Here is a 14,633-nt window from a genome sequence, read left to right on the forward strand (position 1 = left end):
TTAATGGAAAATATAAAGATTATTATTGCCTCAGATTCAATTGGAGAGACAGCTGAACTCGTGGCACGGGCTTGTGTGTCTCAATTTAATCCTAAACAATGCAAAAATGAATTTTTAAGATATCCTTATATCGAATCGTTTGAAAATATTGATGAAGTCATTCAAGTTGCGCATGACACAAAGGCTATCATTGTTTATACATTAGTTAAACCTGAAATGCGCAAATATATGGAAGCAGAACTTAAAGATAAACAGATTCAGTCTGTTGATATTATGGGTCCATTGATGAGTATATTATCAGAGTCAGTTGAACAAACACCTTATTATGAGCCTGGAATGGTTCATCGATTGGACGATGCTTATTTTAAAAAAATAGATGCGATTGAATTTGCTGTAAAATATGATGATGGTAAAGATCCAAAAGGTTTGCCAAAAGCAGATATCGTGCTCATAGGTATTTCAAGAACATCGAAAACACCGCTATCTCAATATCTTGCTCATCGTAGTTATAAAGTAATGAATGTGCCAATTGTACCAGAGGTTACACCGCCTGATGCACTATTTGAAATAGATCCTGCAAAATGTATTGCACTTAAAATTAGTGAAGATAAATTAAATCGTATTCGAAAGCAACGTTTAAAACAACTTGGCTTAGGAGATTCTGCACGTTATGCAACCGACGCTAGAATTAAAGAAGAAATTAAATACTTCGAAGACATTGTTGCACGGGTAGGATGTCCTGTTATCGATGTTTCTGACAAGGCGATTGAGGAAACTGCAAATGATGTTATTGCACTTATAGAACAGCGTCAATCAAAATAATATCTTTTGAAACAAAAAAGCGTTATAATTTGACGACTAACAAGTAATAGGTGATCGAAATTGCGAATAGAACAATCCGTGATTAATGAAATAAAAGAAAAAACTGATATCTTAGATTTGGTAAGTGAATACGTTAAATTAGAAAAAAGAGGGCGCAATTATATAGGTTTGTGTCCTTTTCATGATGAAAAAACACCTTCATTTACAGTTTCTGAAGATAAGCAAATTTGTCATTGCTTTGGTTGTAAAAAGGGTGGAAATGTCTTTCAATTTACACAAGATATAAAAGATATCTCTTTTGTTGAAGCAGTGAAAGAATTAGGTGCACGTGTCAATATAAACGTTGATATTGGTACACCTTCAGAAACACCACAAATCGCATCTGATGACTTAAAAATGATAGAGATGCACGAATTGATGCAAACATATTATCAATATGCTTTATTAAAAACAGTTGAAGGGGAAGAAGCATTAAACTATTTAAAACAACGCGGTTTTACCGACGAGTTAATTCAACAACGCGGCATAGGATATGCCCCAGATAATGCACACTTCTGTTTAGATTTTTTAACAAAGAATGACTATGATATTGAATTTGCATACGAAGCAGGGCTACTGTCCAGAAATGAAGAAAACTTTAGCTACTATGATCGCTTTAGAGACCGCATCATGTTTCCATTAAACAATGCACAAGGACGTATTGTAGGCTATTCAGGCAGAACCTATCGTAATCAAGAGCCCAAATATTTAAACAGTCCTGAAACACCTATATTCCAAAAGAGAAGGTTATTATATAATCTTGATTATGCTAGAAAACGTATACGTAAAAATGATGAAGTTATTCTCTTAGAAGGATTTATGGATGTCATTAAGTCAGACGCTGCAGGATTAAAACACGTAGTTGCCAGCATGGGAACAGCTCTATCACAAGAGCATATAACATTTTTAAAAAAATTAACCAGCAATGTTACCCTTATGTTTGATGGCGACTTTGCTGGTAGAGAAGCTGCACTTAAAACAGGCCAAGTATTATTACAACAAGGACTTAATGTTTATATTATACAGTTACCAAATGATATGGATCCAGATGAATATATAGTGAAATATGGTAAAGAGGAATTTTTGAATTTTGTAGCTACTGAAAAGAAATCTTTTATTGTCTTTAAATACAAGACGAAACAAGACGAAATACAACATAATGATTTAGCCTACGAACGATATTTGAAGGAAGCTATACAAGATGTCGCATTTGTACAATCAAATATTCTGAAAAACAAAATTGTTCAAGATGTAGCTGGTGTGTTTAATATTGAGGCAAATCGTTTAAATAATGAAATAGCTCAACAATCTCATTCAATTACTGAATATGATTACGATAACTATTATTCTGGTGCATATTTTCATGATAATCAGCCTATGCATGCGCCTCAAATAGACAATTTTAATCATTTAAATAAACGTGAAAAAGCAGAGCGTGGCTTACTAAAACATTTTATGAATGATAAAGATACATTTTTAAATTATGCAGCAAATATCAATAGTCAACTTTTTTCTAATCCCTCTTTCAAACAAATATTTGAGATATTAAAAGATTTTTATGCTGAAAATGACAATTATCATATCAGCGATTTCATTCAATATACAGATTCTAGTGATTTGAGAGAAATGATGATTTCACTAGATAATTATGATTTAAATTTAGAGCCTTTTGACCATGAAATTGAAGACTATATCGCGACCTTAATGGAAAATAATGATGAAGATTCGATTGAAATCTTAAATCACAAGTTAAACGAAGCTCAGCGTACCGGCGATATTGATATGGTTAAATACTATTTACAAATGATTGTTCAAAAAAATCAACAACGAATGTGATGATGTAACAAATGATAAGTATTTCAAAACATAATAATATTAGTACACAGACTGTTTCTATTTTAAGGTTTATATTGTATAATGGTTATTATGCGCTTTTAATGGGTAAATATAGTCTGTGATTGATATTTGTCTATTAATTCAAAATGATTATAACGTAGTAAATAAAAATAACGACAATACTTGTGCGTAATTGTTATGAATTTTTAATTATACTATCGACATTATATAAGTTTGTTATATAATTAAATATCGCTATTGAAAGCTTATATTATTTTCGGGAGGCCTTTTCATGTCTGGTAACAAAGTAAAAATTAAAAAGCAAACAATTGATCCTACTTTAACTTTAGAAGATGTAAAAAAACAATTGCTTGAAAAAGGTAAAAAAGAAGGCCATTTGAGCCATGAAGAAATTGCAGAAAAAATGCAAAACTTCGATATGGACACCGATCAAATGGATGAATTTTTTGATCAATTGAATGATAATGACATTTCACTAGTAAACGAAAAAGATAGTTCAGATACCGATGAAAAACTTAATCCAAATGATTTAAGTGCACCTCCAGGCGTTAAAATAAATGATCCTGTCCGCATGTACTTAAAAGAAATTGGACGTGTTAACCTTCTTAATGCACAAGAAGAAATTGAATTAGCAAAACGTATTGAGCAAGGCGATGAAATTGCTAAATCACGTTTAGCTGAAGCAAACTTAAGACTTGTGGTAAGCATAGCTAAAAGATATGTAGGACGAGGCATGTTATTCCTTGACTTAATTCAAGAAGGCAACATGGGACTAATTAAAGCTGTGGAGAAGTTTGACTTCAATAAAGGGTTTAAATTCTCAACTTATGCAACGTGGTGGATTAGACAAGCAATTACTCGTGCAATTGCTGACCAAGCACGTACAATTCGTATCCCAGTGCATATGGTAGAAACGATTAATAAATTAATCCGCGTTCAACGTCAATTACTTCAAGATTTAGGACGAGATCCTGCACCTGAAGAAATTGGTGAAGAAATGGACCTACCTCCTGAAAAAGTTCGAGAAATACTAAAAATTGCTCAAGAACCAGTGTCTTTAGAAACGCCAATCGGTGAAGAAGATGATAGTCATCTTGGTGATTTTATTGAAGACCAAGAAGCTCAAAGTCCTTCTGACCATGCAGCTTATGAATTGCTCAAGGAACAGCTCGAAGATGTGTTGGATACATTAACTGATAGAGAAGAAAATGTATTGCGCTTAAGATTCGGTTTAGACGATGGACGAACACGCACTTTAGAAGAAGTTGGTAAAGTATTTGGTGTAACAAGAGAACGTATTCGTCAAATAGAGGCAAAAGCTTTGAGAAAACTTAGACATCCAAGTCGAAGCAAACGCTTAAAAGACTTTATGGACTAAATCATATCGCTTTATTCGGCTGAGACAATATAAGATGTCTCAGCCTCTTTTACATAAAGGAGAAATCAATGATATCACTAAATAAAAGATTGCAAACTGTTAGCAAATATATTCAACCAGGCGTTTTGGCTGACATTGGTTCAGATCATGCTTATTTACCCATCTATGCAGTTCAACATCATTTATGTAATAACGCAATAGCAGGAGAAGTTATCGAAGGACCGTTTAAGGCAGCTAAACAAAATGTCCGTGCACATCACTTAACACAACAAATAGATGTTCGATTAGGCGACGGCTTAGCAGTTATTTATGATAATGACGTAATTGATTCAATATCAATTTGTGGCATGGGTGGACCGCTCATTGCTAAAATATTAACTGAAGGCCAGGCAAAATTATCAAAACAAACACGACTTATCCTTCAAAGTAATATTCAAACTGAGACGTTGCGTAAAACGCTAGTAAATTTAAACTTTACTATTATTGCGGAAGAAATTTTGATAGAAAAAGGTCATATTTACGAAATTGTTGTCGCAAAGTATAGCAATGAGAAACCACAATATACTAAATACGAACTTAAATTTGGTCCCATCTTGTTGCGCAATAAAAGTGATATTTTCTTTTCGAAGTGGCATCGTGAACTTACTGCACTAAAACATATAAAAAAACAGTTAAATCCAACGACACATCAGGAGAGACTTCAAGAGGTCTCTCTTGAAATCGATTTGATTGAAGAGGTGTTAGCCAATGAAAATTGATGAATTAATGCAAATAATTGAAAAACATGTCCCTTTAAAAACTGCCGAATCATGGGATAATGTTGGCTTATTAATTGGTGACAAACATACAAAGATGACTGGAATTTTAACTGCGTTAGATTGCACAAATGAAGTGGTTGAAGAAGCATTAACAAGAGAAATCAACACTATTATATGTCATCATCCTTTAATCTTTAAAGGACTGACATCCATTACAGATGACGGTTATGGACAGTTGATACGTAAAATAATTCAACACGATATCCAAGTTATCGCGTTACACACTAATTTAGATCACTATTACAAAGGTGTCAACGCTATGCTAGCTACCAAATTAAAATTGCAAGATACTGAAATATTAGTGCCTCAAACTACAACTTATTACAAAGTTCAAACATTTATTCCCGAAGAACATTTGGAACAATTTAAACGCCAAATTAGTAAAGCTGGATTAGCACAAGAAGGCAACTATGAATATTGTTTTTTTGAAAGTAAAGGTACGGGACAGTTTAAACCAGTAGGTGAAGCTAATCCTTTTATCGGTAAAATAGATCACATTGAATATGTGAATGAAGTTAAGCTTGAATTTATGATTCAATCACAACAACGTAAACTTGCAGAACATTTAATTCAACAGTATCATCCTTATGAAACACCAGTTTATGATTTTATTGAACTATCAAAAGAAGCTGATAGCGGTTTAGGAATGATTGGAAATTTAGCAACACCTCAAAATGTTAAAGATTTTATTCAAGAAACAAAATCCACTCTAGCTATTCCAAGCTTGCGTTATGCTGGAAAACCTGATATAACAATTAGTCGAGTTGCAATCATTGGCGGCTCAGGTATCGGCTTTGAGCACGTAGCATTTCAAAGAGGAGCAGATATTTTTGTAACTGGAGATGTTAGACATCATGATGCGCTCGATGCAAAAACAGAAGGCATGAATATTTTAGATATCAACCATTATAGTGAATACGTCATGAAAGATGGTTTGAAACAGCTATTATCTGATTGGTTAACTGATCATGAAGCTGATATAACAATAGCATCTTCTTCTATCAATACTGATCCATTTCAATACTATTAATCATAGTAAAATAAACATAAATTAGGAGGCATTTTCATGTCCAAGCATCCATTTGAAACATTTAATTTAGAATCAACCATGCTAGATGCGATTAAAGATTTAAATTTTGAAAAGCCTACGGAAATACAAAATCGTATTATTCCTAAAATATTAAAAAGAACAAATTTAATCGGACAATCTCAAACTGGTACAGGTAAATCACACGCTTTTTTATTGCCACTCATGCATTTAATTGACATAGATCTTCAAGAGCCTCAAGTGATCGTGGTTGCACCAACCAGAGAACTAGCTCAACAACTTTATCAGGCTACTCAGCATTTGGCACAATTCAAATCAAACGTTAAGGTTTCATTGTTTATCGGGGGAACTGACATTGAAAAAGACAAACAACGTACGCATATACAACCACAATTCATCATTGGTACACCTACACGGATTAATGATTTAGCAATGAGTGGTCATTTACATGTTCATTTAGCTTCGTACTTAATTATCGATGAAGCAGATTTAATGATTGATTTAGGATTAATAGATCAAGTAGATCAAATTGCAGCGCGTCTAAATGATACGTCAAATATTGCAGTCTTTAGCGCAACTATACCTAAATCACTGCATCCATTTTTAAACAAATATCTAAATCAACCAGAGTTCATAGTTGTCGATAATCAATCTCAAAATAAGAAAAATATCGAATTCTATCTTATTCCAACAAAAGGTACAGCTAAAGTTGAAAAAACATTACAATTAATTGATATTTTAAATCCTTATTTATGTATTATTTTCTGCAATAGTCGTGAAAATGCTAATGAATTAGCAGACTCTCTAAATGCATCTGGCATCAAAGTCGGCATGATACATGGAGGTTTAACACCGCGTGAACGTAAACAGCAAATGAAACGCATTCGCAATTTAGACTTCCAATTTGTTATTGCAAGTGATTTAGCTTCTCGTGGAATCGATATTGAAGGTGTGAGCCATGTTATCAATTTTGATGTACCAAATGATATCGATTTCTTCACACATCGAGTTGGAAGAACAGGACGAGGTAATTATAGAGGCGTAGCTATTACACTATATAGTCCTGATGATGAACATAATATTTCATTAATTGAGGACAAAGGTTATCAATTTGAAACGGTCGATATCAAAAACAATGAATTACAACCAGTGAAATCATTCAATACACGGAAAAAGCGCGAACGTAAAGACGACCACTTAACTAATGAAGTAAAGCAAAAAGTACGTAGTAAATCTAAAAATAAAGTGAAGCCTGGCTATAAAAAGAAATTTAAACAACAGGTTGAACAAATGAAGCGTCAAGAAAGAAAACAATATAGCAAACGACAAAATAGACAGAATAGAAAAAACAAAAAAGGTTAGGTGATAGTTATGCTATTAGGATCTCATGTGTCAATGAGTGGTAAAAAAATGTTACAAGGTGCTGCTGAGGATGCGCATAGTTACGGAGAATCAACATTCATGATTTATACCGGTGCGCCACAAAATACACGTAGAAAAAAGATAGAAGATTTAAATATCGCAAAAGGTCATGAAGCAATGAAATCCTATGGCCTATCAAATATTGTAGTACATGCGCCTTACATTATTAATATCGCTAATACTACAAAACCAGAAGTTTTCGAATTAGGCGTCAATTTTTTACAAAATGAAATTGAACGTACTCAAGCGATAGGAGCTAAAGATATCGTCTTACACCCTGGTTCACATGTTGGTGCTGGTGCAGATGCCGGTATTAAACGTATTATTGAAGGTTTGAATGAAGTACTAACGAATGATAATGACGTTCGTATCGCACTTGAAACAATGGCAGGAAAAGGCTCTGAAGTTGGACGCTCTTTTGAAGAGATTGCACGCATTATTGATGGTGTAAACAACAATGAACGTTTATCTATTTGTTTTGATACATGTCATACTCATGATGCTGGATATAATGTTAAAGAAGATTTTGACGGTGTTTTAAATGAATTTGACAAAATAATTGGTGTTGATCGCATCAAGGTTGTTCACGTCAATGATAGTAAAAATGAACGTGGTGCACATAAGGATCGTCATGAAAATATTGGATTTGGATACATTGGCTTTGATGCATTAAATTATATTGTCCATCATGATGCTTTTAAAGATATACCTAAAATTCTTGAAACACCTTTTGTAGGTGAAGATAAGAAAAATAAAAAAGCACCTTACAAGCTTGAAATTGAGATGCTAAAAGCACAACAATTTGATCCAAAACTCAAAGATAAATTGCTAACGCAATAACTATTTAAAAACTGAGATTTTGATAAAGTCTCAGTTTTTGCAATTCTATCGTAAAGGTTACTATTTACAAATTTTATAAATATATGTATAGTAAATTGCGGGGTGAAAAGATGTCAACACCAGTATTTGAATTGAGAAATATTAATTATTATTTTGATCATAAGCAAGTTCTTGAAAATATTAATATTAAAATAAATAAAGGTGACTTTTTAGCAATTGTCGGTCCAAATGGTGCCGGGAAGTCAACGTTGTTAAAGATTATCCTCGGATTATTGCCGTTGCAAACTGGCGACATTTATGTAGATGGGCAACAATATAAAAAGAAAAAGTCATCATTAAAAATAAGCTATGTATCACAAAAAGCAATTGCTTTTAATGCAGGATTTCCTGCAAGTGTAAGAGAAGTCGTTATGAGTGGCTTAACGAAAACAAAGCGACTTTTTCAACACTTTAATAAAAACGATTATCAACAAGTAGAACATGTCTTAAACAAATTGAATATTAGTCATTTAATGCATAAAAATATTGCCAAACTTTCTGGCGGTCAACAACAACGCGTCCTTATTGCACGTGCACTAATATCTAACCCTAGTGTACTTGTATTGGATGAGCCCACTAATGGCATTGATGCTAAACATGTTAGTGAATTTTATGAAACATTAGAAACATTAAAGAGAGAAGGCATCACTATCATTTTAGTTACACATGATATAGGTGTTGTAGCAGATACTGCAACAACAGTGGCTTGTTTAAATAAACATCTTCATTTTCATGGTACAACAGAAGCGTTTAAATCTTTGGATGAAGTCGAAATTTCTAAAATTTATGGTCACCCAATACAATTTGTTGACCATCAACATAACCGACAATGTTGTCAAAAATCATAATACTAATATCACTAGGAGTCAGATTATGTTATTAAATGTATATCATTATCACACAAGTTTGATTAGAGGTGTTTACTTTTGATCGATGCATTATTAAACTTTGATTTTATGAGATACTCATTGATTAGCGGACTTTTAATAGGTTTTATTGCACCATTGATTGGCGCATTTATTGTGGTTCGTAGATTATCCCTTATTGCTGATGCTTTAAGTCATGTCACTTTAGGTGGAATATCTTTTGGCATGTTTATACTAACCGTTTTTCCTGCACTCATTATCATAAATCCAATGTGGTTTGGCATACTTTTTGCAATCATAGGTGCCTTACTTATTGAAAAATTACGTACTTCTTATACAAATTATCAAGAAATAGCTATCCCAATAATTATGAGTGCAGGTATCGCTTTAAGTGCCATATTTATATCTTTGGCAGATGGTTTTAATCAAGAAATAGTTGGATTACTCTTTGGATCGATTAGCGCAGTAAGTTTAAGTGATTTAGTGACAATTATTATTATTACTATAATTGTATTCAGCTTTGTCATGCTATTTTACAAAGAAATGTTTATCCTATCATTTGATGAAGAATATGCTACCGTTATCGGCATTCCAAAATGGATACAATTCTTATTTATTATTATTGTGGCTATGGTAATCTCAGCATCCATGCGCGTAGTTGGTATTTTATTAGTAAGTGCATTAATCACTTTGCCTATTGCAATTTCTATGAGAATTACAAATGGCTTTAAACAACTTATCATCAGTAGTATTATACTAGGGGAATTGTCAGTTGTATTAGGTTTAGTATTAGCATTTTATATGAACATTTCTCCTGGTGGTGTTATCGTTGCTTTATTAGTGATAATGCTAGGATTAACTATGCTACTACAAAAAGTAAATTTTAAAAAGGGTGTTTAATTATGAATACAAATGATGCTATTAAAATCCTTAAAGATAATGGTTTAAAATATACAGATAAGAGAAAACACATGCTTGATATTTTTGTTGAAAAAGATAAATATATTAACGCAAAGCATATCCAACAACAATTAGATCAACATTATCCTGGAATTTCTTTTGATACTGTCTATAGAAACTTACATTTATTTAAAGATTTAGGAATCATTGAAAGTACAGAACTAGACGGAGAAATGAAATTTAGAATTGCATGTACAAATCACCACCATCACCATTTTATTTGTGAACAATGTGGTGATACTAAAATCATTGAATATTGCCCAATTGATGAAGTTAAACAATTTTTACCAAACGTTGATATCCACACGCATAAACTTGAAATATATGGTACATGTGAGTCTTGTCAACATAAATCACATTAACTTTTCATCAATCATATTTATACCAATAAATGTTTAAATATAGGTCAATAGTCTGAATTTCCTTCCATTTAAGTATTTATATTAGTTTTATGTTTAAAATAATTTCAAATGCGCTATAGTAATATAGTAAGAATAATAATATAGTATATGGATAAGCAAATACTTTGTTGTATCCCAGATTACTTGTTATTATGAGTTAGAACATATTTAGGAGGATGATTAATAATGGCTTTTGAATTACCAAAATTACCATATGAAGCAGATGCATTAGAACCACATATTGATAAAGAAACAATGGAAATCCATCATGATAAACATCATAATACGTATGTGACTAAATTAAATTCTGCAGTTGAAGGTACAGACTTAGAGTCTAAATCTATTGAGGAAATTATTGCCAATTTAGATAGCGTTCCTGAAAACATTCAAACAGCTGTACGTAATAATGGTGGTGGACACTTAAACCATTCACTATTCTGGGAATTTTTAACTCCTAATTCTGAAGAAAAAGGTACTGTAGTTGATAAAATTAAAGAACAATGGGGTTCTTTAGATGAATTCAAGAAAGAATTCGCTGACAAAGCTGCAGGTCGTTTTGGTTCAGGTTGGGCATGGTTAGTTGTAAATAACGGTAAATTAGAAATTGTTACAACGCCTAACCAAGACAACCCATTAACTGAAGGAAAAACACCTATCTTATGTATAGATGTATGGGAACACGCATACTACTTAAAATATCAAAATAAACGTCCTGATTATATTAGTGCATTTTGGAATGTGATAAATTGGGAAAAAGTTGACGAATTATATAATGAAGCTCAAAAATAATTAGTCACATATCACGGTCTCGCTATCGAGACCGTTATTTTTTTACCAAAATAATAGAAATATCTCGCGATTTCATATATCATTTGATAGTAGAGAAGTTGAATAGAGGTAGGTTATTTTGCTTAAAAGGTTAAAGGAAAAATCAAACGATGAAAAAATAAGAAATACAATGAATCACCGCATTAATTTTATATTCGGACTCATTGTCTTTATTTTTGTAATAATTGTACTCAGATTAGGATACTTGCAAATCGCACAAGGCTCACATTACAAACAAGAAATCAAAGATAACGAAAATATCACTGTAAATGAATCTGTACCACGGGGACGTATATTAGATCGAAACGGCAAAGTGCTTGTAGATAATGCTTCAAAAATGGCTATTACATATACGAGATCTAAGAAAACATCCCAACAAGAAATGTTAGACACGGCTAAAAAGTTAGCCAAATTAATTCATATGGATACAGATAAAATAACAACTAGAGACAAACAAGACTTTTGGATACAACTTCATCCGAAACAAGCCCAGCAAATGATGACAAAAGAACAAAACTTAATTGATGATGGTAGTATTACTCAAGATCAATACGATGAAGCACTTCATAATAAAATAAGTAAAAAGCAATTAAATTCATTCTCTAAAGATGATTTGCAAGTACTAGCAATCTATAGAGAAATGTCAGCTGGTTCAACTTTAGACCCACAAATGATTAAAAATAAAGATGTTTCAGAAAAAGAATATGCAGCCGTATCTCAACAGTTAAATAAATTACCTGGCATTAATACAACTATGGATTGGGATCGTAAATATCCTTATGGTGATAGCCTAAGAGGTATTTTTGGTAATGTTTCTACACCTGCTGAAGGTGTACCTAAAGAATTAACGGAACAATATCTTGCTAAAGGCTATTCTAGAAATGATCGTGTGGGCAAGTCATATTTGGAATATCAATATGAAGATGTGTTACGTGGTAAGAAAAAAGAAATGAAATATACGACCGATAAATCAGGACGTGTTATTAATTCTGAAGTAATCAATCCAGGTGCACGTGGTCATGATTTACAACTAACTATAGACATCGATTTACAGAAAAAAGCTGAGGAGTTATTAGAAAAGCAAATTAATAAATTAAGAAGTCAGGGTGCAAAAGATATGGATAACGCTATGATTGTTGTTCAAAACCCTAAAAACGGTGATATCTTAGCAATGGCTGGTAAACAAATTGATAAAAATGGTAAGCTAACTGACTATGACATTGGTAACTTCACAGCACAGTTCGCAGTTGGGTCATCAGTGAAGGGTGGCACACTACTTGCTGGATATCAAAATAACTCCATAAAAGTTGGTGAAGAAATGGTAGACGAACCACTACATTTCAGAGGCGGACTCACTAAACGCTCTTATTTTAATAAAAATAATCGTATTACAATCAATGACAAAGAAGCCTTAATGCATTCATCGAACGTATATATGTTTAAAACTGCATTAAAATTAGCTGGAGATCCATATTCATCTGGCATGACATTACCAACCGATATCTCAGCAGCGGGGCAAAAACTTCGTAAAGGCCTTAATCAAGTAGGCTTAGGAGTAAAAACTGGCATTGATTTACCAAACGAAACTGCAGGTCAAACGGCACCATTGACAAATAATCCTGGTAATTATTTAGACTTAGCGATAGGACAATACGATACCTATACGCCAATACAATTGTCGCAATATGTGTCTACAATTGCTAATAACGGATATCGCATACAACCTCATATCGGTCTTGCAATACATGATTCTACAAATACCGATGAGTTAGGACCACTTAAGAAAAAAATTAAGGGTAACGTATTAAATAGAGTCAATAATACACAAGATCAACTTGATGAAGTTAAAGCAGGCTTTAAAATGGCCTTTAATAAACAAGACGGTACTGGATATGCAAGTTTCCATAAAACCACTGTGCCTTCTGCAGGAAAAACAGGTACAGCTGAAGTCTTCCAAAATGGCGAATCACGTGTTAATTCAACATATATTGGATATGCACCGATAGATAATCCACAATTAGCATTTTCTATCGTTTATACAAATCAACCGGTGCCACCACCATGGTTAAACGGTGGCGATTTAGGAAGAGATATTATTAATTACTATTTTAAAGATCATGCCGATAAAAAGGATAACGATGGTAATAATGAAACAGATTAACATCAAAATGTATATAGGTTTAAGCTAACAATAATAGCCGTCTAATACATCAACAATCCACTTAAGACTTAATATTCATTGCAGAAGTATAGGTGTTCATTTAGCAGCTATTAACACAGCTAATTAAAAATAGTACTTTTCAATTAAGTATGATAGTGGTATGATTAATAAGTCGTATTTAGATAAGGTAAGGAGGTATAATCATGCGCGTAAACGTTACATTAGCTTGTACAGAATGTGGTGACAGAAACTACATCTCAACTAAAAACAAAAGAAATAATCCTGAACGTGTTGAAATGAAAAAATATTGTTCACGTGATAATAAACATACTTTACACCGTGAAACTAAATAATTTGGTAATGGTTTGACAAGCTAGGACATTATTCCTAGATAAATTAGCCAGTAAGTGAGTTTTGTAAATTCATTTACTGGCTTTTTTATTGGCTTTGAATAGAAATCATACAGATAAAAAGATTTAGGTGTTGCAATTTTAATCCGTTTTATTTATGTTCAAACCGTTTTAATTATTACAAATTATCGTTTTGTATAAATGACAATATATTTTATAAACGTTATAATAAGTGGATAAGAGGGTGATAGATTGACTAAAAAACAAATTCGTCAAAATATGATTTCAAAGATGAAATCTTTTGATGCTTCTTCTAAAAAAACTGCAGACCTATGGCTAAAGGGTCAATTATTCCAGCAAGAAGTATTTCAAAAAGCTCAAAAAATTTCTATCGTGCTTTCTATGCCCCATGAAGTGAATACATATGACATTATAGAAACGGCAATTAAAATGGGAAAACAAATATATGTTCCTCACACTGATTATAATGAAAATCATATGACATTTAAGCAATTATTATCATTAAATGATATAAGTAAAGATGCAAAAGGAATTAATTATTCTACTTCAAACACGGCTACAACCAATGAGTTAGATTTAATTATTGTCCCTGGTGTAGCCTTTAATAAAGACGGATATAGAATAGGCTACGGGGGCGGATATTATGACCGCTTTTTAAGTGAACATCCTTCTCATACGATTAGTTTAGTTTATGATTTCCAAATCGTGAACTTTGCAACTGATTATTATGATCAGGCTGTGGATCAATTAATTATTTATACAACATAGCGCTATGGAGGACGC

Annotated in this window: 14 protein-coding genes; all 14 read left to right on the forward strand. The window is 32.5% G+C overall.

The features are described from left to right. Window positions 1–3: 3 nt before the first annotated feature. On the forward strand, window positions 4–822 hold the full coding sequence (locus tag CD041_RS02160; RefSeq protein WP_002458996.1) for a pyruvate, water dikinase regulatory protein: 819 nt from the start codon (window positions 4–6) through the stop codon (window positions 820–822). Between the two features lie 60 nt (window positions 823–882). Further along, window positions 883–2,697 carry a DNA primase gene (gene dnaG / locus CD041_RS02165; RefSeq protein ID WP_080606565.1) on the forward strand — a complete coding sequence of 605 codons (1,815 nt, stop codon included), beginning with the start codon at window positions 883–885 and terminating at the stop codon, window positions 2,695–2,697. 292 nt (window positions 2,698–2,989) lie between these two features. Continuing rightward, on the forward strand, window positions 2,990–4,096 hold the full coding sequence (gene rpoD, locus CD041_RS02170) for an RNA polymerase sigma factor RpoD (protein WP_080606566.1): 1,107 nt from the start codon (window positions 2,990–2,992) through the stop codon (window positions 4,094–4,096). A gap of 68 nt (window positions 4,097–4,164) precedes the next feature. After that, window positions 4,165–4,854, forward strand: coding sequence for a tRNA (adenine(22)-N(1))-methyltransferase (locus tag CD041_RS02175; protein WP_002478120.1), 690 nt, complete (start codon window positions 4,165–4,167; stop codon window positions 4,852–4,854). Next, the gene (locus CD041_RS02180; protein WP_070815401.1) at window positions 4,844–5,944 is read left to right on the forward strand and encodes a Nif3-like dinuclear metal center hexameric protein; all 1,101 of its coding nucleotides are present in this window, start codon (window positions 4,844–4,846) and stop codon (window positions 5,942–5,944) included. The genes CD041_RS02175 and CD041_RS02180 overlap by 11 nt, the downstream gene beginning before the upstream one ends. A gap of 36 nt (window positions 5,945–5,980) precedes the next feature. Further along, window positions 5,981–7,324, forward strand: a complete 1,344-nt coding sequence (locus tag CD041_RS02185) for a DEAD/DEAH box helicase (protein ID WP_002459001.1) — start codon at window positions 5,981–5,983, stop codon at window positions 7,322–7,324. A gap of 9 nt (window positions 7,325–7,333) precedes the next feature. Further along, window positions 7,334–8,224: a deoxyribonuclease IV gene (locus CD041_RS02190; RefSeq protein ID WP_070648468.1), complete on the forward strand. Its 891-nt coding sequence runs from the start codon at window positions 7,334–7,336 to the stop codon at window positions 8,222–8,224. Window positions 8,225–8,319: 95 nt separating this feature from the next. Continuing rightward, window positions 8,320–9,111, forward strand: a complete 792-nt coding sequence (locus CD041_RS02195; protein WP_172412353.1) for a metal ABC transporter ATP-binding protein — start codon at window positions 8,320–8,322, stop codon at window positions 9,109–9,111. A 78-nt stretch (window positions 9,112–9,189) separates the two neighbouring features. After that, window positions 9,190–10,029 carry a metal ABC transporter permease gene (locus tag CD041_RS02200; protein WP_002478125.1) on the forward strand — a complete coding sequence of 280 codons (840 nt, stop codon included), beginning with the start codon at window positions 9,190–9,192 and terminating at the stop codon, window positions 10,027–10,029. Between the two features lie 2 nt (window positions 10,030–10,031). Then, complete coding sequence (locus CD041_RS02205; protein WP_002459005.1) at window positions 10,032–10,451, forward strand: Fur family transcriptional regulator; 420 nt, start codon at window positions 10,032–10,034, stop codon at window positions 10,449–10,451. Window positions 10,452–10,676: 225 nt separating this feature from the next. Further along, window positions 10,677–11,279 (forward strand): superoxide dismutase, encoded by a 603-nt coding sequence (locus tag CD041_RS02210; protein WP_002459006.1) that lies wholly within the window; start codon window positions 10,677–10,679, stop codon window positions 11,277–11,279. Window positions 11,280–11,397: 118 nt separating this feature from the next. Next, complete coding sequence (locus CD041_RS02215; RefSeq protein WP_070648472.1) at window positions 11,398–13,479, forward strand: peptidoglycan D,D-transpeptidase FtsI family protein; 2,082 nt, start codon at window positions 11,398–11,400, stop codon at window positions 13,477–13,479. A 203-nt stretch (window positions 13,480–13,682) separates the two neighbouring features. Beyond that, window positions 13,683–13,832 (forward strand): 50S ribosomal protein L33, encoded by a 150-nt coding sequence (gene rpmG / locus CD041_RS02220; protein WP_001830957.1) that lies wholly within the window; start codon window positions 13,683–13,685, stop codon window positions 13,830–13,832. Window positions 13,833–14,081: 249 nt separating this feature from the next. Then, on the forward strand, window positions 14,082–14,618 hold the full coding sequence (locus tag CD041_RS02225; protein WP_002459008.1) for a 5-formyltetrahydrofolate cyclo-ligase: 537 nt from the start codon (window positions 14,082–14,084) through the stop codon (window positions 14,616–14,618). The last annotated feature ends 15 nt before the right edge of the window (window positions 14,619–14,633 follow it).

The sequence above is a fragment of the Staphylococcus lugdunensis genome (assembly GCF_002901705.1).
In the GTDB taxonomy this organism is placed as follows: domain Bacteria; phylum Bacillota; class Bacilli; order Staphylococcales; family Staphylococcaceae; genus Staphylococcus; species Staphylococcus lugdunensis.